We start from the raw sequence: 21525 nt of genomic DNA on the forward strand, positions 1-21525 counted from the left end.
CACAGGCTCGGCGCAGGGCTCAGGCTTGGTGCAATGCCTGTGGGAGCCGGCTTGCCGGCGATGAAGCCACCGCTGAAACACCAGGTGTCAATTGCACCCCGATCCATCAGCCCCATTCTTACTAGCCTGATGAGCAAACCATCATGAGGCAGGGCACATGGATCGTCCCCATTCAGACCAGTTGAGGGTCGGCCGCTTTTCAGAAAGAAATCGGCTGTATTTGCTCACTAGCACGACATTGCACAGAGCCCCGGTGCTGAGGGGCTTTCAGTCGGCCCGCCTGTTGGTCAGCCAGTTTCGCCAGGCTGAGGAAGAAGGTGCCGCCCGGTCTCTAGCTTGGGTGGTGATGCCTGATCACTTCCATTGGCTGATAGAGCTTGGGCCAGTGAGCCTCAAGACCCTGATGCGCCGGGTGAAGTCGCGTAGCACTTGTGCCATCAACCGGCACCAGGGGCGGTATGGAAGGCTTTGGCAGAAGGGGTTTCATGACAGGGCTTTGCGGCGAGAAGAAGATGTGCGGGCCATGGCGCGGTATATCGTCATGAACCCGAAGCGGGCGGGCTTGGTTGAGCGGGTAGGTGACTATCCGCATTGGGATGCGATCTGGCTTTGATTGGGGCGTTGCCTGTGATGGCCCCATCGCCGGCAAGCCGGCTCCCACAGAATGGACTGCCCTAAAGAGTGGGCTGCCCCCAAAAATTGGCCAGTTCCAAGCTGCAGCCTGAGAGCAGCGCTGAACCTGCGGGAGCCGGCTTGCCGGCGATTGGGCCTCAAGGTTTGGCGGTATCTTTCCAGCCACCACCCAGCGCCAGAAACACCCCAATCTGCCCCATCGCCACCTGGCTGTTGGCCGCCGCCAACTGCGCGCGCATGTCGGTGTAAGTGCGGGTCGCTTGCAGGTCTGCCAGGAACGACTCACGCCCTGCCTGGTAATAGCGATGCGTTTGATCCGCCGCTTCCTTGGCCGACTTTTCCGCCTCGGCCAGCGCATCACGCCTGTCCAGCAAAGCGCTGTATTGCGCAAGTCGGGTCTGGGTCTCGCGAATGGCGTTCAGCACCACCCCATCAAAATGCGCCAGCGCGGCCTGGGTAGAAGCCTCGGCCATACGGATGCGCGCACGGGTGCCATTGGTAGGGATGCTCCAGCTGATCTGCGGGCCAAAGCCCCAGCGGTTGGTCGAAGGCTCGCCGAGGTTTTCGAGGATACCGATGGTGCCCACCTGGGCGCCGATGCTGATGTCCGGGTACAGCGCACCCGTGGCCACACCGATGGTTGCTGTAGACGCCGCTAGCTGGCGTTCGGCCTGGCGCACGTCGGGGCGGCGCTTGAGCAATGCTGCGCCGTCACCGACCGGGACCAACTGGTTCAGGTGCGGAAGCTCGGCGCAATCGGCGGTGCCGGCAGGCAGTTTGTCCACCGGCCTGGCCAGCAGCGCGGCCAGAGTGTACAGGCCTGTTTCGCGCTCGGCCTGGAAACGCGGCAACTCGGCGCGCAACGATTTGAACTGGGTTTGCGAGCGGGTGACCTGGGTTTCATCGCCCCGGCCAGCATCGCGCAGGCGCTGGTTGAGCTGCACGCTCTGCTGCTGCAGGTCGAGCGACTCGCGTGCGATGTGGAATTCTTCATTGGCCGAGCACACCTGGGTGTAGGCCTTGACCACATCGGCCACCAGGGTGATGCGCGCGGTGTCGGCAGCAGCCTGCACGGCGTCGGCATTGGCCTTGGCGGCCTCGGTGCCGCGCTTGAAGGTACCCCAGAGGTCAAATTGATAAGACGCGCTGATGATTGCCTCGCCGATGTTGGCCACAGGTACCTTCTCCGGCTGCAGGAAGGCTTCACCCGACTCTTGCAGGCGTTGCGCCCCGGCTTTGATACCACCGTTGAAGCCGCCCTGCGACTCGGCCACTTCGACCTGCGCACGGGCCTTGGCGATGTTCGCCGCGGCCACGCGCAGTTCGGTGTTGGCGCTCAGCGCCTGGCGCACCAGTTCGTTCAAGCGCTGATCCTGATACAGCTGCCACCAGTCCTCGGGCACCGGCGCCGACACCACGCTATCGGCATCCTGGCGCAGCGAGCCATTGAGGTCGCTGCGCTGCACCGCAGCATCCTTTGGCACTTCGTAGTCCGGGCCGACCATCATGCAGGCACCCAAAGACAGGCAGAAGCCAGCCAGGATCAGCTGTTTCATGGCTGCTGACCCTCGATGATCGACACCGTGGCGGTACGCCCGGCAATCATGCGGAAGTCTTGCGGTACTTCATCGAAGGCGATGCGCACCGGGATGCGCTGGGCCAGGCGTACCCAGCTGAACGCCGGGTTGACGTTGGGCAGCAGGTTGGCACCGCTGCTGCGGTCGCGGTCTTCGATACCGGCGGCAAAGCTTTGCACATGGCCACGCAGGCGGGTGTTGTCGCCCATCACGCGGATGTCCACGGCATCGCCGATGTGGATGCCACCCAGCTTGGTCTCTTCGAAGTAACCATCGACGTGGTACGAAGCGCTGTCCACCACCGACAGCACAGGGCGCCCGGCAGTGACGAATTCGTGGTTACGCGGGGCGCGGTCGTTGAGATAACCGTCTACCGGGCTGCGCACCACCGAGCGGTCAAGGTTGAGCTGGGCGCTGTCGACGGCCACCTGGGCCTCGCTGACCGCCGAACGGGCGCGCGCCTCGCGGGACTGGCTTTCTTCCAGCTGCTCAGCCGCCACCAGGTTGCCCAGCTTGCGGTTGCGCTGTGCTTCGCGGGAAGCCTGGGCCAGGGTTTCCTGGCGCTCGCCGAGGGTCGCCTTGGCCTGGCGCAGCGCCAGGGTGAAGCGGTCCTGGTCGATGGTGAACAGCACATCGCCGCGTTTGATGGTCTGGTTGTCGCGCACCTCGACCTTCTGGATCAACCCGGACACATCCGGGGCGATCTGGATGACGTCGGCGCGGATATGGCCGTCGCGGGTCCAGGGGGCGAACATGTAGTACACCACCATCTGCCACACGAGCACGGCGGCGAAGGTCACTACCAGCAAGGTCAGGACCACGCGGCCCAAGGTCAGCAAAGGTTTTTTCATGGCAGCATCAGGCTTCGGCAAAAGTGGTCCACCGCGCCAAGCAGCACGGCATACAAAGCAACATTGAACAACGCCCGGTGCCAGACCAGGCGATAGAAATGCACACGCACCAACACGGCGTGCACCCCAAGGAACAGCAGGTAGGTGCCAAACATCATCACCAGCAGCGTGGGCAGGAACACCCCGCTGATATCCAGTTCACCGATCACAGGGGCGCTCCGTCCAGGCCGGGGGGCAGTTGCGGTTGTTCGGCTGGCTCGAGCATCACCTCGACACCCGGCAGCAGCGCCAGGCGCAGGCCGCTCAGGGCATGCAGCAGGTGGGTGCGGGCATCGCCGCGTTCGTACAGTTCATCGAGGTTCAGCGCCAGGCGTGCGCGCTCCATGTTGCGCAGAAGCGCCGCAGGGGCATGCAGGCGTTCACCGGCGCGCAGGCATGCGGCGTAATGGCCGCCGACTTCATCGATCACAGTTTGCAGGCGCTCGCGGGCCTGGCTGCCAGCACGCGGCAGGTAGGCCAGCAGGTCGAGCAGGTTCAGGCCCACACGCAGGTCGCGCAAGGCCACGCCGCTGTCCTGGCCGGTTTGCGACAGCCGCGGCAGGTGCTGCATCAGGCGGTCGAGCATCTGCACGCCGACCTGCCGATGTTCGGCCAGGGTGGCCGGCTCGGTCATCTCGACAATGTCGCGCCAGGCGAAGCGGGTCATGCGCTTGGCCGCCAGCTCCACACCGAACGGGCGCATCACCAGGGTCCAGATGAAGGCAAACAGCAAACCCACCGGACCCGCCAGGTTGGCATTCAGGAAGCTGAAGAAGTCGGCGTCGTAGGCGCCCTGGATGCTGATGAAGGTCGAGGTGTTGACGATGGTCAGCAAGGTGCCCAGGTAAAAACGCGGCTGCACGGTCAGGGTGCCGACGCAGATGAACGGCACAGCGAACGCCAGCACCAGCATCGGGAAGTCGTGAAGGTTGGGCAGCACCAGGAACAGGTACAGGCTGGAGAAGATCACCGACATCAACGTCCAGAAGAAGAACCGGTAGATCTGCGGCGCCGGGTCGTCCATGGCCGCGAAGAAACTGCACGATACCGCGGCCAGAATCACCGCGCTGGCGCCGTCGTTCCAGCCCAGGCCGATCCACAGGCCGCAGGCGACGATGATCGCAAGCACGGTGGACAACACTGAGTACAGCATCAACCCACGGTCGAAGAACGGCGTTAGGCGGCCCAGCCGCCAGTGACGGTACACCGCGCGCCACGGCTTGGGGTCATCCGCGCGCAAGGCATGCTGCAGGGTGCAGCAGTCCTGCCAGAGGTCGGCCCATTCGCTCAGGCGGTAAAGCGCATTGGACAGCAGCAGTTCGGCGCGCTGGTCGAGGGCGGCGGCACCGGGCTGCAGGCGATCTATTTGCTCGTGCAGGGCGGCCCAGCGTGCTACCGAGGCGCTTTCAGCAGTGCCCTTGAGCCACTCCCGGGCCGCGGCGAGTACCGGTTGCAACTGCTTGAACTGTGCAGGCGCGCGGCCTTCAAGCGCCACCAGGGCGTCATCCAGGGCGTCGATCACCGGCAACAGGTGGGTCATCCGCCCGCGCAGTTCGCGAGCGTTCTTCAGGGTATGCGGGCCTGCGCCCTCATGGCCGAGCTGGCCAATCATCAATTCGAGCGAGTTGAAGGTGGCAACCATGGCGCCACGCATCCCTCCCACTTTATCGGCCGCAACATCGCGGGCCAGGTAGGTATCGCTGTAGCGAATCGCCTCGGTAAACCAGCTGCCAGTGGCGCCGACCACCACAGGCGCGAGGCGGCGTGGCCAGAAAATCGCGCCGACCACCGCTGCGCAGACAATCCCCAAACAGATTTCCTGAGCCCGGGAAGAGGCCACATCGAACACCGCCAAGGGGTTGTCGACCACAGCCAGGGCAATCATCGGCAGCGTGTAGCCGGCCAGCATCAGCACGTAGTTGTTGGCCGTACGCAGGTTCAGCGACAAGTACAGCAAGGTGCCGGTCCACAAGGCGATGGCCACCGTCAGCAACAACGGCGACTGCACCAGCGGCGGTACCAGGAAGATGGCACCGCCGGCACCGAGCAGCGTGCCCACGGCGCGATACAGGGCTTTGGAGCTGGTTGGCCCGACGAAGGGGCTGGAGACGATGTAGACGGTCGCCATCGCCCAGTAGGGGCGCGGCAGCTGCATGAGTAGGGCGATGTACAGGGCGATCATCGACGCGGCAAAGGTGCGCACGCCATAGAACCAGTCGCGGGCAGGCGGTACCGAGCTGAAGAAACCGTTCATGCCACCCCGCCAGCGGTGCCCAGGCCGGCGGCCTCGAAGGCACGCAGCACCCGCAAGGCGGCTTGCAGGTCGGCCTCGTCGATGCCCTGCAGCACGTCGTGGCGCACGCGCACCAGTTCTGCTTCGATGGCTTCTGCCAAGGCGCGGCCTTCGGCGGTGAGGCTCAGGGCCTTGGCGCGGCGGTCCAGTGGGTCTTCGCTGCGGCACACCAGCCCGGCCTTGCACAACTGGTCGAGCAGACGCACCAGCGAGGGGCTTTCCAGGCCTGCAGCCTGGGCCACGGCAACCTGGTGCACGCCATCGCCCAGGCGCACGATCATCAGCAAGGGTGCGGCGCACGCCTCGGAGATACCGTAGCTGGTCAAAGCGCTATGGCAGATACGCCGCCAGTGGCGGGCAGCAACGACCATGCCGGTGCTGACTTGCAGGCGCAAGGAATCAAGCGTCATCTAAGAGAACCAAGGATATTCATAGTTTGCTAACTATCAATATACGCCTCGCCCTCCCCCTGTCGTCAACCCGAGGCGACGGGGAGCGTGGATGAATTGTTGTTCATCTTGATGGGAATGAGGCTGTCTGCACCGGCCCTATCGCCGGCAAGCCGGCTCCCACAGGGTACGGCGTCGCTGAGGTAACTGTGTGAGCCAGCTTGCCGGCGATAGGGCCGGTTCAGGCACAGCCAGTTCAGGGCTGGACCTGGTCTTCGAGCTTCATCGCCAACGCCAGGGTGCTGCCCATCTGCACCGCGCGGTCGCGCCAGTCCAGGTAGCGTGCGCCGTCACGCCTGCTGAAATGCACCGCCAGTTCCTCGGCTGCCTGCATTACCCCGGTCGCCGCCGCGAGTTCCAGCCAGTACAGCGCCGCCTTGGTGTCCGCCTCCACATGCAGGCCATGCAACAGCCGGTAGCCCACCTCGAACCGGCATCGCGCCTCGCCCCGTTCGGCGCCACGACGAAACCACTGGTACGCCTGAATCAGGTCTACCTGCCAGCCCAGTTCGGCGTCGCAGACTTCTTCCTCGAACAGATCACCGAGCGCAGCGGCGGCGTGCAGCATGCCGCGGTCAAAGGCCTGCCGGTAACATTCCGCAGCCTGCACGTAGGAGGTATCGATACCCTTGCCGAAGTAATGCTGCTGCCCCAGGTTGAACCAGGCAGCGGCATTGCCCTGCAAAGCGGCCATGCGCAGCAGATGCCCGGCGAGCACGGTGTCGGCGCGCCAGTACTTGCCATTGAGCCAGATCCAGCCGAGGTCGTTGAGCGCTGCCACATTGCCGGCCAGCGCCTGCTGCCGCAGGTCGGCGTACACCGCCTGCAGGTCCGGTGCTTCGTCCAGGCGGCTGACCAGCAGCGACCGCTGGCTCGGCAGGCCCACCCCGGCGAACAGCCGCTGGCGCCTCCCGGCTGGCGTCGGCGCGGCGATGACCTGCTCTGGCAGAAGACGGGCGAGCAGCGAGTGGATATTGCTGACAGCAGACATGTTCATCCTCATTGAACGGCCCACAGCCCCGACCGCGGCTGTGATGAGGCGTGATTCTGCGCGACGTCACGTCAAAACCTGTCGCGAACGATTCAGCGCAAGGCAACCAAATGGCGGAACCTTGATCTGAGGGGGTCGTGGCTAATTGCCATGACCTGCTCATGCCGCCATCCTGATGCGGCAAGCCTAGACAAGGACGTTACCTTTTGCCGTTCGCCACCACCCGCGCCACCCTCAGCCGTCAGTGGGCGCTGCTGCGCCAGCTACCTAGCCGCTCGCCAGGCATTACCAGTGCCGAGCTGGTGTGGCGCCTGCGTGATGTGGGCTTCAATGTCAGCAAACGCACGGTGGAGCGCGACCTCAACGAGTTGTCGCTGATTTTTCCGCTGGAGCGCAATGACAAGAGCATCCCGTTTGGCTGGCATTGGTCGGCGAATGGTGCGGGGGATTTGCGGGGGAATTTCGATCTGCTGGGGTATTTGCGCGGTGACACGCTACAGCCGGCGCAAGGTGATGGGCTGGAGCTGCAGGCCTGGGTCAGTGACCAAGTGGCGAAGCAGTTGCGCGATACACCCTTGAGCGTGGACATGCAGCTGACCGCGCTGGAGCACGGCCATCGGCTGCGGGCCACGGTCGAGGATGGTTGGGGGGTGCGCTTGTGGGTGTTGAGCCAGGGGGATGGGGTGAAGGTGGAGCAGCCGGTTGGCCTGCGGGATGAAATCGCCAAAACCCTGAGCAGTGCGGCTGCCCAGTACCAGAATTAGTTGCCCGTTCCGGCCCTATCGCCGGCAAGCCGGCTCCCATACATACCGCGCAGGGCTTGAAGCCGATACGGTTGAGGTGGGAGCCGGCTTGCCGGCGATAGGGCCATCACTGCGGATTTACCGCTGCATGCCCCAACGCCGAACCGTCAACCGCTCCAGGGTATTGAACACCAACCCCTCGACCAGCAAGCCGATCAGGATCACCACGGCGAGCCCGGCAAAAACCTTGTCGGTATACAGCTCGTTGCGGTTCTGGAAGATGTACCAGCCCAGCCCGCCCTTGCCGCTGCTGGCGCCGAACACCAGCTCGGCAGCGATCAGCGTGCGCCAGGCGAACGCCCAGCCGATCTTCAGCCCCGACAGGATCGACGGCAGGGCCGCGGGCACCAGGATGTGCAGCACCAGGCGCAGGCCTTTCAGGCCGTAGTTACGCCCGGCCATGCGCAAGGTTTCCGATACGCCGAGAAAGCCTGCGTAGGTATTGAGCGCCAGCGCCCAGAGCACCGAGTGCACCAGCACGAAGATCAGGCTGTTATCACCCAGCCCGAACCACAGCAGGGCAAGCGGCAGCAGGGCAATCGCCGGCAGCGGGTTGAACATCGAGGTCAGCGTGCCCAGCAGATCGCGCCCAAGTTGGGTCGATACCGCAAGGCTGGTAAGGCCGAATGCCAGGACGATGCCCATCAGGTAGCCCTTGAGCAGGATTACCAGCGACACGCCGACTTTGGCCGGCAATTCGCCGCTCACCAGGCCGTCCCACAGCGCTGCTGCGGTCTGCAGAAAGGTTGGCAGCAGCAGGTCATTGCCCTGGTAGCGGGCGATGGCTTCCCACAGGGCGGCGATGACTACAAGGATCACCGCCTTGCGCAACCAGCCTTGCTGCCACAGGCGCTGGGCCAGCGGCAGGTTGCGTTCCAGAGGCACACTGAGCAGCGGCTCCAGCTGCACCTCGTATTCCTGCCGTACAGGTGTAGTGGTCATGGCTGAAGCTCCTGTCAGTAGGCGATGCGGATGTCGTTGAAGCCCAGGTCGTCTGTTTGTTCGGGGGCTTCGGCCTCGTCGAACAGCAGGCGATGGATGCGCCGTGCGCAGGCCTGGAAGTCCCTGGCGCCGAGGCTGCCGAGGTCATACTGGTGGCTATGCACCTCGGCCCGCACCCGGCCTGGGTGGGGCGACAGCAGCAGGATGCGGTTGCCGACCACCAGCGCTTCTTCGATGGAGTGGGTGACGAACAGCAAGGTAAAGCGCACCTCCTCCCACAGCAGAAGCAGCTCTTCCTGCATCTTGCGCCGGGTGAGGGCGTCTAGTGCGGCGAACGGCTCGTCCATCAGCAGGATCTTCGGCTGTGTGGCCAAAGCTCGGGCGATGGCCACCCGGGCCTTCATGCCGCCCGACAGCGTGTGCGGGTAGGCGTCGGCGAAGGCGGCCAGGCCGACCTTCTCGAGGTAGTGCAGGGCGCGCTCCTCGGCCTCAGCGCGCTTGAGCTGGCCCGAGACCAGCAGCGGGAACATCACGTTCTGCTTCACCGTCTTCCACGGCGGCAGCTGGTCGAACTCCTGAAACACCACGATGCGGTCGGGCCCCGGGCCGCGCACCGGCTGGCCCTCGAGCAGAATCTGCCCTTCGCGTGGCTCGATAAAACCGGCCACGGCCTTGAGCAGGGTGGATTTGCCACAGCCCGATGGGCCCAGCAGTACAAAACGGTCGGCACGGTCGACTTCGAAGCTGACCTGGTGGGTGGCCCGCACCACGCGCTGCGCGGTGCGGTATTCGAGGCTCAGGTTGTCCACCTTGAGCAACGCCGGTGTTGCGACACGGCTCAGGTTGCTGGCCGTGTGGCCTGGCAATGGGGCGGTCATGGTCGGTCAGCTCCCCTGCAGCGGGCGTTCATCCTGGAAGAAGTAGTCCTTCCACGACTCCGGCTTGTGCTTGATGGCGCCTACCCGGTACAGGAAGTCGGCCAGCTTGTAGGTGTTCTTCGGCGTGACGGTGAACTCGTACTGCGGGTTGTCGATCAGCTTGATCAGCGCGTCGCGGTCGATCTTGGCCTTGGTCACGCGAATGTAGGTGTCGGCGGCGGCCGCCTTGTCCTTCTGGGCAAAGTCTGCGGCTTCGGCCAGGGCATCGACGAAGGCCTTGTAGGTCTTGGGGTTGTCGTTACGGAATTTCTCGGTGGCGAACAGCAGGGTGGGCGAGTTGGGGCCCAGCAGGTCATAGCTGTTGAGCACCACGTGCACGTCCTTGTTGGCCAGCGCCTGGTCCTGGAACGGCGGGTTGGAGAAGTGCCCGTTGAGCTCCGTGCCGCCCGCCAGCAAGGCTGCGGTGGCATCCGGGTGTGGCACGGCCAGGGTGTACTTGTCGAGGCGGTTGAATTCCTTGTCGCCCCACTGCTGGGCCGCGGCGTACTGCAGGAAGCGCGACTGCACCGAAACGCCCACGGCCGGTACGGCAATACGGTCTTTGTTGGAGATGTCGGCGATGGTCTTCACGTTGGGGTTGCTGCTGACCAGGTAGTACGGGAAGTTGCCCAGCGAGGCCACGGCCTTGACGTTCTGCCGGCCTTTGGTACGGTCCCACACGGTCAGCAGCGGGCCGACACCGGCGCCGGCGATGTCCACCGAGCCAGACAACAGCGCATCGTTGATTGCCGCGCCGCCAGACAGCTGGGCCCAGTCGACCTTGATGTCGATGCCCTGCTCCTTGCCGTGCTTCTCGATCAGGTGCTGGTCCCGCACCACGTTGAGCAGCAGGTAAACGATGCCGAACTGCTCGGCGATGCGGATTTCGCCTTCGGCGTGGGCCACGGTCGGCGCCGCGAGGCTACCAACGACCAGGCTTGCGCCCAGGCCGATACTCGCCGCCAGGCGGCTGATGGATTTGCGCATGATGGTTTCCTCAGTCGTCAGAACGGGGCATCGCCCTGGATGGTGGTGCGGAACAGTTTGCGCCGCAGGTGCGCAGGGCAGCCCGTGGCCAGGTGGATCAACGAACGGTTGTCCCAGAACACAAGGTCGTGGGGCTGCCATTGGTGGCGGTAGATGTTCTGGTCGAGCACGCTCAGGGCATACAGCTGCTGCAGCACGTCGCGGCTTTCATCGTCTGGCAGGCCGACGATGCGGGTGGTGAAACCTTCGCTGACGAACAGCGCCTTGCGGCCATTCTCCGGGTGGGTGCGTACCACTGGATGGATGACTTCCTGCACCTGCGCCAGCTGTTCGGCGGTCAGGGTCGGGCGCCAGCTACCTTCAAATTTGGTCTCGGCGTAACGGGCGGTGTAGGAATGCGCGGCATTGCGGCCCTCGACCACTTTACGCAGCGCATCGGGTACCGCGTCCCAGGCTTTGTGCATGTCGGCGAAAAGGGTGTCGCCCCCTTCGCTGGGCAGTTCCTGGGCGTGCAGCATGGAGCCGAGGCTGGGGAGCGGCTTGTACGACAGGTCCGAATGCCAGAATTTGCCAGCATCGCCCAGGCCGACGTTCTGGCCGTTCTCGATGATGTTGGAAACGATCAGGATCTCGGGGTGGCCGGCGAGCAGGAACTGCTTGAGCACATGGATCTGCAGTTCGCCAAAGCGGCGGCTGAAGCTGATCTGTTGTTCAGGGCTGATGCGCTGGTCGCGGAACACCAGCACATGGTGGTCGAGGTGAGCGCGATGAATACGCAGGAAATCCTCGGCGTTGACTGGTTTGGCCAGGTCCAGGCCGGTGATCTCGGCGCCGACGGCACCAGAGAACGGGCGGATTTCAAAGGTTTGCGGCTGGGCGCTGTCGATGGACGACAAGGCGTTCGAGGCGGCGGACATTTTTCACTCCCACGCAGTGCGCGACTTCAGGGCGCGCAACGATCAGAAACGCACGGGGTTTTCCCGTGTGGGTTCAAGTCGTGCGGCGCATCGATTGGTCGACGGGTACGCAGTGGGGGTGACTATAAAGTCATAAGAAAAATAGTTTAAATACCGTTAACGAATAACGATATGAAGGGGCGATTGCGCTGTTTTGGTGCTGGCCAGGCAGCACAGCGGGTTTCAGATCAACCCGCCCTCCTCTTCGTCTTCGATCAGGTTGTTCAAGCTACCGAGCGCCTTGCGCGCCGTGGAGCGGTTGAGCAACTTGGCCTGGGCGCCAGGTGGAAGGTCTGTAATGCTGAACACGCCCTTGGCAGTGAGAACCTCGATCAGGTCCTCGAGCACCCGGATCATGTCCAGGTCGCTCTGCTTGAGCTGCTTGAGGCTGTTCTCGACCACATCGTCGGCAAACCATTCCTGGATTTCGGCATTGTCGGCCGGAATGATTTCGGTGTGTTCTGCAAAGGCTGCAGGTTCTACCCGCAGCAAACGGCCCTCGGCGTCGCGTTGCACGTAGAACATGGCGTCGTCCCTCGTCACGATGATTCCTTGTTGGTAGACAGCAGCATAGGCAAAGTTCACCAGGCGTGACAGCCCGGCGCGTGAGTATGCGCTGCGCGAGGGTAGGAGAAAAGACCGCCCCGCGGTGGCCTGCTACGGCCACCGCGGGTATGGGTCAGTTGTTGTCGACCTTGATGGTTGGGTCGGCACCGCTGATCAGCGAGTTGATCGTGGTGTTTGACCAGTTGACCCCTTCCAGCTTGATCGAAACGTCGGCATTGGCCAGGCCACCGGCTGCATTGAGCTTGCCTTCAGTGCTCACCTGCAAGGTCGAGGAGCCATCGACGGTGGTGATCTTCAGGAAGTTGTCGATGGTGCTGGCCTTCTCGCCCTGCAGCAGGTCGCGCAGGTCGAGGCGGTCACCCTCGCTGACTTTGAAGTCCTTGATCACGTCATTGCCGATGTCGCCGGCCTTCCACACAAAGGTATCGGCACCGCTGCCGCCGATCAGGATGTCATTGCCCTGGCCGCCAATCAGCGTGTCGTTGCCACTGCCGCCCAGCAGGATGTCATTGCCTTTGCCGCCATCGAGGGCGTCGTTGCCACCCTGGCCGAAGATGATGTCATTACCTGCACCACCCATCAGCGTGTCGGCGCCGTCGTTGCTGCCCGAAACATCGAACTCGGTGTAGTGCTCGCTGATGTACTTGTGCATCGCGCGGGCATCCACATCACCGGCATCCACGCCCAGCTTGTTGGCTACGTAGCCCTGGATCGCCTCGACACCCGTGCCGGCCACCGAAGGGAAGGTCAGCAGGTCGCCAAAGATGATGTCGTTGCCGTCACCACCGTTGACCGTGTCGCTACCCGGCTTGGTGACCTCGGTATGGCCCAGAATCGCGTCTGCCAGTTTGCTTGGATCGATGTTGGTCTGCGGCTTGCCATCGGAGTCGAACGGCTTCAGGTCGCTGGTATTGACGTCGTTGTTGAGGCCGATGGCCTCGACATTGGACAGGCCAGACAAGATCTTGAAGCTGTCGGTCGAGTTGTTCCAGGTCGCATCGCTGGTGCTGCTGCCATTGCCACCGCGCGTTGAGAGCTCGTAACCACCATTGCCTTCGGCGCGGATATCACCGGACAGCGTGGTTGTCCACCTGCCTGTCCAGTAATTGTAGGTCTGGACCGTCAAGCCACCATCGCTGTCGATGCTCAGGTAATTGGTGTTGTCCAGGTACTTGCCGACCGTCATGCCTGCCTTGTAGTTGATCGAGCTCAGGTAGCTGTCAAAGGTCAGGCTGGTATTACCAAGGGTCGGGTTGCCTTGTTCACTGCCCTGATAATAAGTCGGCTTGCCGTCGGTGATGAAGAAAGTCTGATTGGACCCGGTGCTCCCCGCAGCCTTGAGGTTGGTAAACCAGTTGGCAGTGGTCTTGAACGCATCTTCATAATTGGTGCCGCCGCCAGCATTCAGCGTACTCAGCGCGTTCAGCAGGGTTTTCAGGCCGGCGTCGTTGAGGGTCACCGATACACTGCTCTTGACCTGGGTCGCGAAGTCGACCAGCAGGATGTTCACCGTACCCGACTGCGAACCCTTGACGCTCGCCGCCAGGGTCTTGAACACCGACTCCAGCGAAGACTTCGCCGCACTCACGCCCGACGAGCCCATGCTGCCAGAGGTGTCGACGATGAAGGCAATGTTGTAATCCTGCCCCGGCACCACATGCAGACCGCTGACATCGGCAACGACAATATCGTTGCCATCGGTGCCAGTGACCGTGTCGTTGTCAGCCGACAAGTTGCTGGTGGTGTAGCTCTGCGGGTAGACCGTGACCTTGATGCTGCCTTCGTTGGTCGCGGTGCTGCCGCCAACGCTCTCGGTGGAGGTGGAAGTGACCTTCACGTCGAACTGGCCGGCGTAGTAGGCCGGGGGTTTGATGGTCAGGCTGCCCAGGTTCCAGCCAGTGACATCCACCGCGCTTGAGCCAACGGTGAAGGTATGGCCTGCGTTGTCAGCCAGCACCGAGCCTGCCGGGATGCCACTGAGCTTGACGCTCAGGCTCTCCGAGCCGTCCGTGTCGGTCAGTGCGGTGCTGATGCTCACCAGCTTGACCGGTGCGCCGTTCTCGCCACCTTCGTTGAGCTTGTAGCCGTCGTAGTAACCCTGGCCATTGCTGCCGTGCAGGTCGGACACCGTCACCCCGGCGCCGGCCAGCGCAGAGAGGTTCGGGTACATCGGGATGTTGGCGCTGTTCAGGTCGGTGACCGCACCGTTGCCCACTTTGATGTTGACATCGAGGCTGCCAGGGCCGGCCTGGTTGGCGTTGTAGATCTCCAGCGTGTAGTAGCCGCTGGTGGTCGGGGTGAAGCTGCCCGAGATGCTGCCGTTTGCCGAGCCCCAGGTCGCGCCGGCGACGTTCTTGCCGCCGATGACGATCTGCAGGCTGTCGTCGGCGGTGCCGCTGAAGGTGTAGGTCTTGCCGGCTTCCAGGTAGATCAGGCCGGACGTCTTCGAGCCCGTGCCCGGGGTGACGGTGGCCGAGGTGTCGACCGTGGTCACCTGCTCGCTCTTGCTGGCGCTGCCGGAGTTGGCGAATACATTCTTCAGGGCATCGCCAGTGATGCCGTTGCCGTTCGTGCCCAGGCCGTTGAGGCTGGTCCAGGTTTCCTTGGTCAGGCCGAGCGAGTTGACGTTGTTGTTGCCAATGCTCAGGTCCGGCTTGTCGGCGACCGGCGTGATGTCGACCTTCAGCGTGGCTTCGCTGCCTGCATCCTTGCCGTCGGTAGGCTTGTACTTGATCTGCGCATAGTCAGCCTGCTTGTTGCCCACGCCGCTGCCGCCATAGCCGTCCACACCGGACTGGTTGGCCACCGGCACGAACTTAAGCTTGCCCGCGGTAATGTCGGCTTGGCTGATGGTCTGGCCGGCTTTCACATCGACCCAGCTGGTGCCGTTGAACAGCTTCAGGGTGCCAGCGTCCGGCAGCTTGGTGATGGTGACGCCCAGGCTGCTGATCGGCGAGTCGACATCGCTGACGTTGAAATCATTCCAACCCAGCACCAGGTCGGTGTCCTCCGTCCCGGTGACTGCACCACCCGTGGTGGTTGGCGCGTCATTGACGGCGATGACGTTGACCGTGGTGGTCGCGGTGTTCGAGGTGTTGACGCCATCGGTCACCGTGACCGTGATGACCCGCGGCGTGGTGCTCGGGTCTTCACTGGTGTTGATGAAGGTGATGTTCTTGATCGCCTGGATGTAGTCGGCCAGCGAAGCGGTGCCGCTCAGGGTCAGCACCACTTTACCGTCGGTGCTGTTCGCGTTGATCGAGATGCCGTTGACGCTGTTGCCCAGGTTTAGGGCATCGCCTGGCTGACGGTTGGTCAGGGTCACGGTCGCGCCGGTCAGCATCGAGCTGTCGAAGTCGGTGATCGAGACATCGATATCGCCGATCGACACGCCGCTGCCTGGCTGGTTTTCGGTGAAGGTGGCCTGGTAGTCGGCGCCGGTCTTGCCGCTCGAGTCGTTGGCGTCGAGGTCCAGCACGGGGGCCGGCTCGAAGATCTGCGTGGTAACGCTGCCAGCGCTGCCACTGATTGCCAGGTTCTCGAAGTTGCCGCCGGTGGCGGAATCGATCTTGACGGTGAACTGCTCAGTGCCCTCGGTGGCGTTGTCCTTGATCGTCGGGATGGTGAAGTTGGCCGAGTTGCTACCGGCCTTGATCGTGACGGTGGCAACGCCCGTGAAGTCGACGCCATCGGTAGCGGTGCCGGTATAGGTCAGCTTCACCGTTACATCGGTTTGTGCATTGTTGCTGAGGGTCACGGTATAGCTGGCGTTACCGCCTTCGGCTACGGCCGTGGTGCCACCGATGCTCAGGGTGGTGGTCTGGATGGTGTCGGTCACCGTCGTGACGGCAGCCGAGTTGCTGACGGCGAGGTTTTCAAAGTTGCCGCCGGTAGTACCGGTGATCTTCGCCGACACATCACCGGCATCGATGTATACATCGTCCGCCGGTGCGGCGACGATCACCGAACCCGACGTCTTGCCTGCGGCAATGTTGATGGTCTGGCCATTGCTCAAGGTCACGGTCATCGCCGTACCCGCCGGGTTGCTCAACGTGGCGGTATAGGTGATCTGGCCACCCTCGGCGACTGTCGGCGTGGCGCTGAGCGTCAAGTTGGTCGTGTCGATGGTGTCGGTGACCTTGGTGACAGCGTAAGCGCCGTCAACTGCCAGCAATTCGAAATCGCCGCCAGTGCTGCCGTCGATCTTGACCTGAACCGACCCTGCATCGATGTAGGGATCATCGCCGGGTGCGTTCAAGGTGATGCTGCCTTCAGTCTGGCCTTTGGCAATGGAGATGGTCTCGCCATTGCTCAACTTGATGGTCATGTCCGACCCGGCCTTGTTGGACAAGGTAGCGGTATAGGTGATCTTGCCGCCTTCGGCGACCGTCGACGTGGCGCTGAGGACCAGGCTTGTGGCGTCTTTGGTGCCCGCTACATCCGTTACGGTCGTTGACGGGGTGCCGGTGGTGACAAGCTTCTCATAGTTGCCGCCATCGACCTTGGTGATGCTGTTGGTCAGTGGGGCGTTGGTGTTGTAGACGTTGTTTGGCGCGGTGAAGTTGACCGAGCCGGACGACTCGCCGACACCGATGGTGATGCTTTGGCCGTTGGCCAGCGTGACCACCAGCGGGCTGCCGGTGACCGGTGCGCTGACGGACGCGGTATAGGTGACCACGCCGCCTTCGATCACCGAGGCATTGGCAGTGAGGGTCACTGTCGACGTATCGATGGTGTCGCTGACGTTGGTGACGGCTTCAGCCGGGTTGACTGCGAGCTTCTCGAAGTCACCGCCGGTGGTGCCAGTGATGGTGGCTTTGACCTGGCCGGCGTCTTTGTAGACGTCATCGGCTGGCGCCGCGACCGTTACCTGGCCACTCGTTTGACCGGCGGCGATGTTGATGGTCGCGCCGTTGCTCAGGGTCACGGTCATTGCCGTACCCGCCGGGTTGCTCAGGGTCGCGGTGTAGACGATCTGGCCGCCTTCGGCGACATCGCCGGTGGCGCTCAGCACCAGATTGGTGGTGGCTTGGGTGGCCGGACTGTCGGTGACGCTGGTTGTGGTGTTGCCAACAGAAACCAGCTTCTCGTAGTTGCCGCCATCGACCTTTGTGATGCTGTTGGTTAGCGGAGCGTTGGTGTTGTAGACGTTGTTCGGCGCGGTGAAGTTGACCGAGCCGGACGATTCACCGACACCGATGGTGATGCTCTGGCCGTTGGCCAAGGTCACCACCAGCGGGCTGCCGGTGACCGGCGCGCTGACGGATGCGGTGTAAGTGACCACGCCACCTTCCACAACCGAAGCATTGCCAGTGAGGGTCACGGTCGACGTGTCGATGGTGTCGCTCACGTTGGTGACAGCTGCGGCTGGGTTGACCGCGAGCTTCTCGAAGTCACCGCCGGTGGTGCCAGTGATGGTGGCCTTGACCTGGCCGGCGTCCTTGTAGACGTCATCGGCTGGCGCCGCGACCGTTACCTGGCCAGTCGTTTGACCGGCGGCGATGTTGATGGTCGCGCCGTTGCTCAGGGTCACGGTCATCGCCGTGCCGGCTGGGTTGCTCAGCGTGGCGGTGTAGACGATCTGGCCGCCTTCGGCGACATCGCCGGTGGCGCTAAGCACCAGATTGGTGGTGGCTTGAGTGGCCGGGCTGTCGGTGACGGTAGTAGTCGGGTTACCTGCGGTTTCGAGCTGCTCGTAATTGCCGCCTTCAACCTTGCTGATGCTGTTGGTCAGCGGAGCGTTGGTGTTGTAGACGTTGTTCGGCGCGGTGAAGTTGACCGAGCCGGACGATTCACCGACGCCGATGGTGATGCTCTGGCCGTTGGCCAGCGTGACCACCAGCGGGCTGCCGGTGACCGGTGCGCTGACGGACGCGGTATAGGTGACCACGCCGCCTTCGATCACCGAGGCATTGGCAGTGAGGGTCACTGTCGACGTATCGATGGTGTCGCTGACGTTGGTGACGGCTTCAGCCGGGTTGACTGCGAGCTTCTCGAAGTCACCGCCGGTGGTGCCAGTGATGGTGGCTTTGACCTGGCCGGCGTCTTTGTAGACATCATCGGCAGGCGCTGCAACGGTCACCTGGCCAGTCGTTTGACCGGCGGCGATGTTGATGGTCGCGCCGTTGCTCAAGGTCACGGTCATTGCCGTGCCGGCTGGGTTGCTCAGGGTCGCGGTGTAGACGATCTGGCCGCCTTCGGCGACATCGCCGGTGGCGCTCAGCACCAGATTGGTGGTGGCTTGGGTGGCCGGACTGTCGGTGACGCTGGTTGTGGTGTTGCCAACAGAAACCAGCTTCTCGTAGTTGCCGCCATCGACCTTTGTGATGCTGTTGGTTAGCGGAGCGTTGGTGTTGTAGACGTTGTTCGGCGCGGTGAAGTTGACCGAGCCGGACGACTCGCCCACGCCGATGGTAATGCTCTGGCCATTAGCCAGGGTCACGACCAGCGGGCTGCCGGTGACCGGCGCGCTGACGGAAGCGGTGTAGGTGACCACGCCACCTTCCACGACCGAAGCATTGGCAGTGAGGGTCACTGTCGACGTGTCGATGGTGTCGCTGACGTTGGTGACAGCTGCGGCTGGGTTAACGGCCAGCTGCTCGAAGTCACCGCCGGTAGTGCCAGTGATGGTGGCTTTGACTTGACCTGCGTCTTTGTAGACGTCATCGGCTGGCGCCGCGACGGTCACCTGGCCAGAGGTCTGGCCGGCGGCGATGTTGATGGTCGCGCCGTTGCTCAGGGTCACGGTCATCGCCATGCCCGCTGGGTTGCTCAGCGTGGCGGTGTAGACGATCTGGCCACCCTCTGCGACATCGCCAGTCGCGCTCAGCACCAGGTCAGTGGTGGCCTGGGTATCCGGGCTGTCGGTGACGGTAGTAGTCGGGTTACCCGCAGTTTCGAGCTGCTCGTAGTTGCCGCCTTCAACCTTGCTGATGCTGTTGGTCAGCGGGGCATTGGTGTTGTAAACATTGTTTGGCGCGGTGAAATTGACCGAACCGGAGGACTCGCCGACACCGATGGTGATGCTCTGACCATTAGCCAGGGTTACCACCAGCGGGCTGCCGGTGACCGGCGCGCTGACGGAAGCGGTGTAAGTGACCACGCCGCCTTCGATGACCGAGGCATTAGCGGTCAACGTGACCGTGCTGGTATCGATGGTATCGCTGACGTTGGTGACGGCTTCGGCTGGATTAACGGCCAGATTCTCGAAGTCGCCACCGGTGGTGCCAGTGATGGTGGTTTTGACTTGGCCGGCGTCTTTGTAGACGTCATCGGCCGGCGCGGCAACAGTGACCTGGCCAGTCGTTTGACCGGCGGCGATGTTGATGGTCGCGCCGTTGCTCAGGGTCACGGTCATTGCCGTGCCCGCTGGGTTGCTCAGCGTGGCGGTGTAGACGATCTGGCCACCCTCTGCGACATCGCCAGTCGCGCTCAGCACCAGGTCCGTGGTGGCTTGGGTCGCTGGGCTGTCGGTAACCGTGGTGGTCGGATTACCTGCAGTGTCGAGCTGCTCGTAGTTACCGCCTTCAACCTTGCTGATGCTGTTGGTCAGCGGGGCGTTGGTGTTGTAGACGTTGTTCGGTGCGGTGAAGTTGACCGAACCGGACGACTCGCCGACGCCGATGGTGATGCTCTGGCCGTTGGCCAGGGTCACAACCAGCGGCGAACCAGTCACAGGTGCCGACACCGAGGCGGTGTACACCACAGTACCGCCCTCGACCACGCTTGGAGTGGCGGTCAGGGTGACGGTCGACGTGTCGATGGTATCGCTGACGTTGGTGACGGCTTCGGCTGGATTAACGGCCAGATTCTCGAAGTCGCCACCGGTGGTGCCGGTGACACTCACTTTGACCTGGCCGGCGTCTTTGTAGACGTCATCAGCCGGCGCGGCAACAGTGACCTGCCCAGTCGTTTGACCGGCGGCGATGTTGATGGTCGCGCCGTTGCTCAGGGTCACAGTCATTGCCGTGCCGGCTGGGTTGCTCAGCGTGGCGGTGTAGACGATCTGGCCACCTTCGGCGACATCGCCGGTGGCGCTCAGCACCAGATTGGTGGTGGCTTGGGTGGCCGGGCTGTCGGTGACGGTGGTGGTCGGCGCGCCTGCGGTTTCGAGCTGCTCGTAATTACCGCCTTCGACCTTGCTGATGCTGTTGGTCAGCGGAGCGTTGGTGTTGTAGGCGTTGTTCGGCGCGGTGAAGTTGACCGAACCGGACGACTCACCCACGCCGATGGTAATGCTCTGACCATTGGCCAGGGTCACGACCAGCGGCGAACCGGTGACCGGTGCCGACACCGAGGCGGTATAGGTGACCACGCCACCTTCCACGACCGAAGCATTGGCAGTGAGGGTCACTGTCGACGTATCGATGGTGTCGCTGACATTGGTCACGGCTTCGGCTGGATTAACGGCCAGATTCTCGAAGTCGCCACCGGTGGTACCGGTGATGGTGGCTTTGACCTGGCCGGCATCCTTGTAGACGTCATCGGCTGGCGCCGCGACCGTTACCTGGCCACTCGTTTGACCGGCGGCGATGTTGATGGTCGCGCCGTTGCTCAGGGTCACGGTCATTGCCGTGCCCGCCGGGTTGCTCAGGGTCGCGGTGTAGACGATCTGGCCGCCCTCGGCGACATCGCCGGTGGCGCTCAGTACCAGATTGGTGGTGGCTTGGGTGGCCGGGCTGTCGGTGACGCTGGTTGTGGTGTTGCCAACAGAAACCAGCTTCTCGTAGTTGCCGCCTTCGACCTTGCTGATGCTGTTGGTCAGCGGGGCGTTGGTGTTGTAGACGTTGTTCGGCGCGGTGAAGTTGACCGAACCGGACGACTCGCCGACGCCGATGGTAATGCTCTGGCCGTTGGCCAGGGTCACGACCAGCGGGCTGCCGGTGACCGGCGCGCTGACGGAAGCGGTGTAGGTGACCACGCCACCTTCCACGACCGAAGCATTGGCAGTGAGGGTCACGGTCGACGTATCGATCGTGTCGCTGACGTTGGTGACAGCTTCAGCCGGGTTGACCGCCAGATTCTCGAAGTCGCCGCCGGTAGTGCCGGTGACACTCACTTTGACCTGACCGGCGTCCTTGTAGACGTCATCGGCCGGTGCGGCGACCGTCACCTGGCCAGTGGTCTGGCCGGCGGCGATGTTGATGGTCGCACCGTTGCTCAGGGTCACGGTCATCGCCGTGCCCGCCGGGTTGCTCAGCGTCGCGGTGTAGACGATCTGGCCACCTTCGGCGACATCGCCGGTGGCGCTCAGCACCAGGTCCGTGGTGGCCTGGGTATCCGGGCTGTCGGTGACCGTGGTGGTTGGCGTGCCTGCAGTTTCGAGCTGCTCGTAGTTGCCGCCTTCAACCTTGGTGATGCTGTTGGTCAGCGGGGCATTGGTGTTGTAAACATTGTTTGGCGCGGTGAAATTGACCGAACCGGAGGACTCGCCGACACCGATGGTGATGCTCTGGCCGTTGGCCAGGGTGACCACCAGCGGGCTGCCGGTAACTGGTGCACTGACGGAGGCGGTATAGGT

The 21525-nt window shown here is 63.2% G+C and carries 14 protein-coding genes; 2 read left to right on the forward strand and 12 right to left on the reverse strand.

Translation table 11 applies throughout. The features are described from left to right. Nucleotides 1-157 precede the first annotated feature (157 nt). Complete coding sequence (locus ACFY68_RS02420; RefSeq protein ID WP_387522993.1) at nt 158-613, forward strand: transposase; 456 nt, start codon at nt 158-160, stop codon at nt 611-613. A gap of 157 nt (nt 614-770) precedes the next feature. Here the strand turns inward: ACFY68_RS02420 and ACFY68_RS02425 are convergent, their stop codons facing one another. From ACFY68_RS02425 to ACFY68_RS02450, 6 genes are all read right to left on the reverse strand, one after another. Beyond that, nucleotides 771-2189 (reverse strand): efflux transporter outer membrane subunit, encoded by a 1419-nt coding sequence (locus ACFY68_RS02425; protein WP_387522994.1) that lies wholly within the window; start codon nt 2187-2189, stop codon nt 771-773. Next, entirely contained in the window at nt 2186-3061 is an 876-nt protein-coding gene (locus tag ACFY68_RS02430) for an HlyD family secretion protein (RefSeq protein ID WP_346615232.1), read from the reverse strand. Before ACFY68_RS02430 ends, ACFY68_RS02425 begins: the two co-directional genes overlap by 4 nt. After that, nucleotides 3058-3270: a DUF1656 domain-containing protein gene (locus tag ACFY68_RS02435; protein WP_274908143.1), complete on the reverse strand. Its 213-nt coding sequence runs from the start codon at nt 3268-3270 to the stop codon at nt 3058-3060. Before ACFY68_RS02435 ends, ACFY68_RS02430 begins: the two co-directional genes overlap by 4 nt. Beyond that, nucleotides 3267-5354: an FUSC family protein gene (locus tag ACFY68_RS02440; RefSeq protein WP_387522997.1), complete on the reverse strand. Its 2088-nt coding sequence runs from the start codon at nt 5352-5354 to the stop codon at nt 3267-3269. Before ACFY68_RS02440 ends, ACFY68_RS02435 begins: the two co-directional genes overlap by 4 nt. Beyond that, the gene (locus tag ACFY68_RS02445; protein ID WP_346615230.1) at nt 5351-5803 is read right to left on the reverse strand and encodes a MarR family transcriptional regulator; all 453 of its coding nucleotides are present in this window, start codon (nt 5801-5803) and stop codon (nt 5351-5353) included. Before ACFY68_RS02445 ends, ACFY68_RS02440 begins: the two co-directional genes overlap by 4 nt. Nucleotides 5804-6038: 235 nt before the next feature. Next, the gene (locus ACFY68_RS02450) at nt 6039-6833 is read right to left on the reverse strand and encodes a tetratricopeptide repeat protein (protein ID WP_387522999.1); all 795 of its coding nucleotides are present in this window, start codon (nt 6831-6833) and stop codon (nt 6039-6041) included. 206 nt (nt 6834-7039) lie between these two features. On the opposite strand from ACFY68_RS02450, the gene ACFY68_RS02455 reads away from it, so the two are divergent. Then, nucleotides 7040-7597, forward strand: coding sequence for a WYL domain-containing protein (locus ACFY68_RS02455; RefSeq protein ID WP_387523000.1), 558 nt, complete (start codon nt 7040-7042; stop codon nt 7595-7597). 117 nt (nt 7598-7714) lie between these two features. Here the strand turns inward: ACFY68_RS02455 and ACFY68_RS02460 are convergent, their stop codons facing one another. The 6 genes from ACFY68_RS02460 to ACFY68_RS02485 form a co-directional block, all read right to left on the reverse strand. Beyond that, entirely contained in the window at nt 7715-8578 is an 864-nt protein-coding gene (locus ACFY68_RS02460; RefSeq protein ID WP_387523002.1) for an ABC transporter permease, read from the reverse strand. Nucleotides 8579-8592: 14 nt separating this feature from the next. Continuing rightward, nucleotides 8593-9456, reverse strand: coding sequence for an ABC transporter ATP-binding protein (locus ACFY68_RS02465; protein ID WP_387523004.1), 864 nt, complete (start codon nt 9454-9456; stop codon nt 8593-8595). 6 nt (nt 9457-9462) lie between these two features. Next, nucleotides 9463-10482 (reverse strand): ABC transporter substrate-binding protein, encoded by a 1020-nt coding sequence (locus tag ACFY68_RS02470; protein WP_346615225.1) that lies wholly within the window; start codon nt 10480-10482, stop codon nt 9463-9465. A gap of 17 nt (nt 10483-10499) precedes the next feature. Then, complete coding sequence (locus ACFY68_RS02475; RefSeq protein WP_387523005.1) at nt 10500-11399, reverse strand: TauD/TfdA dioxygenase family protein; 900 nt, start codon at nt 11397-11399, stop codon at nt 10500-10502. 222 nt (nt 11400-11621) lie between these two features. Beyond that, complete coding sequence (locus tag ACFY68_RS02480) at nt 11622-11963, reverse strand: tryptophan synthase subunit beta (RefSeq protein ID WP_387523042.1); 342 nt, start codon at nt 11961-11963, stop codon at nt 11622-11624. A gap of 154 nt (nt 11964-12117) precedes the next feature. After that, nucleotides 12118-21525, reverse strand: a 9408-nt coding sequence (locus tag ACFY68_RS02485; RefSeq protein WP_387523007.1) for an immunoglobulin-like domain-containing protein, incomplete at its 5' end; no start/stop codon positions are given.

Source organism: Pseudomonas sp. NPDC012596, from assembly GCF_042902325.1.
Lineage (GTDB): Bacteria > Pseudomonadota > Gammaproteobacteria > Pseudomonadales > Pseudomonadaceae > Aquipseudomonas.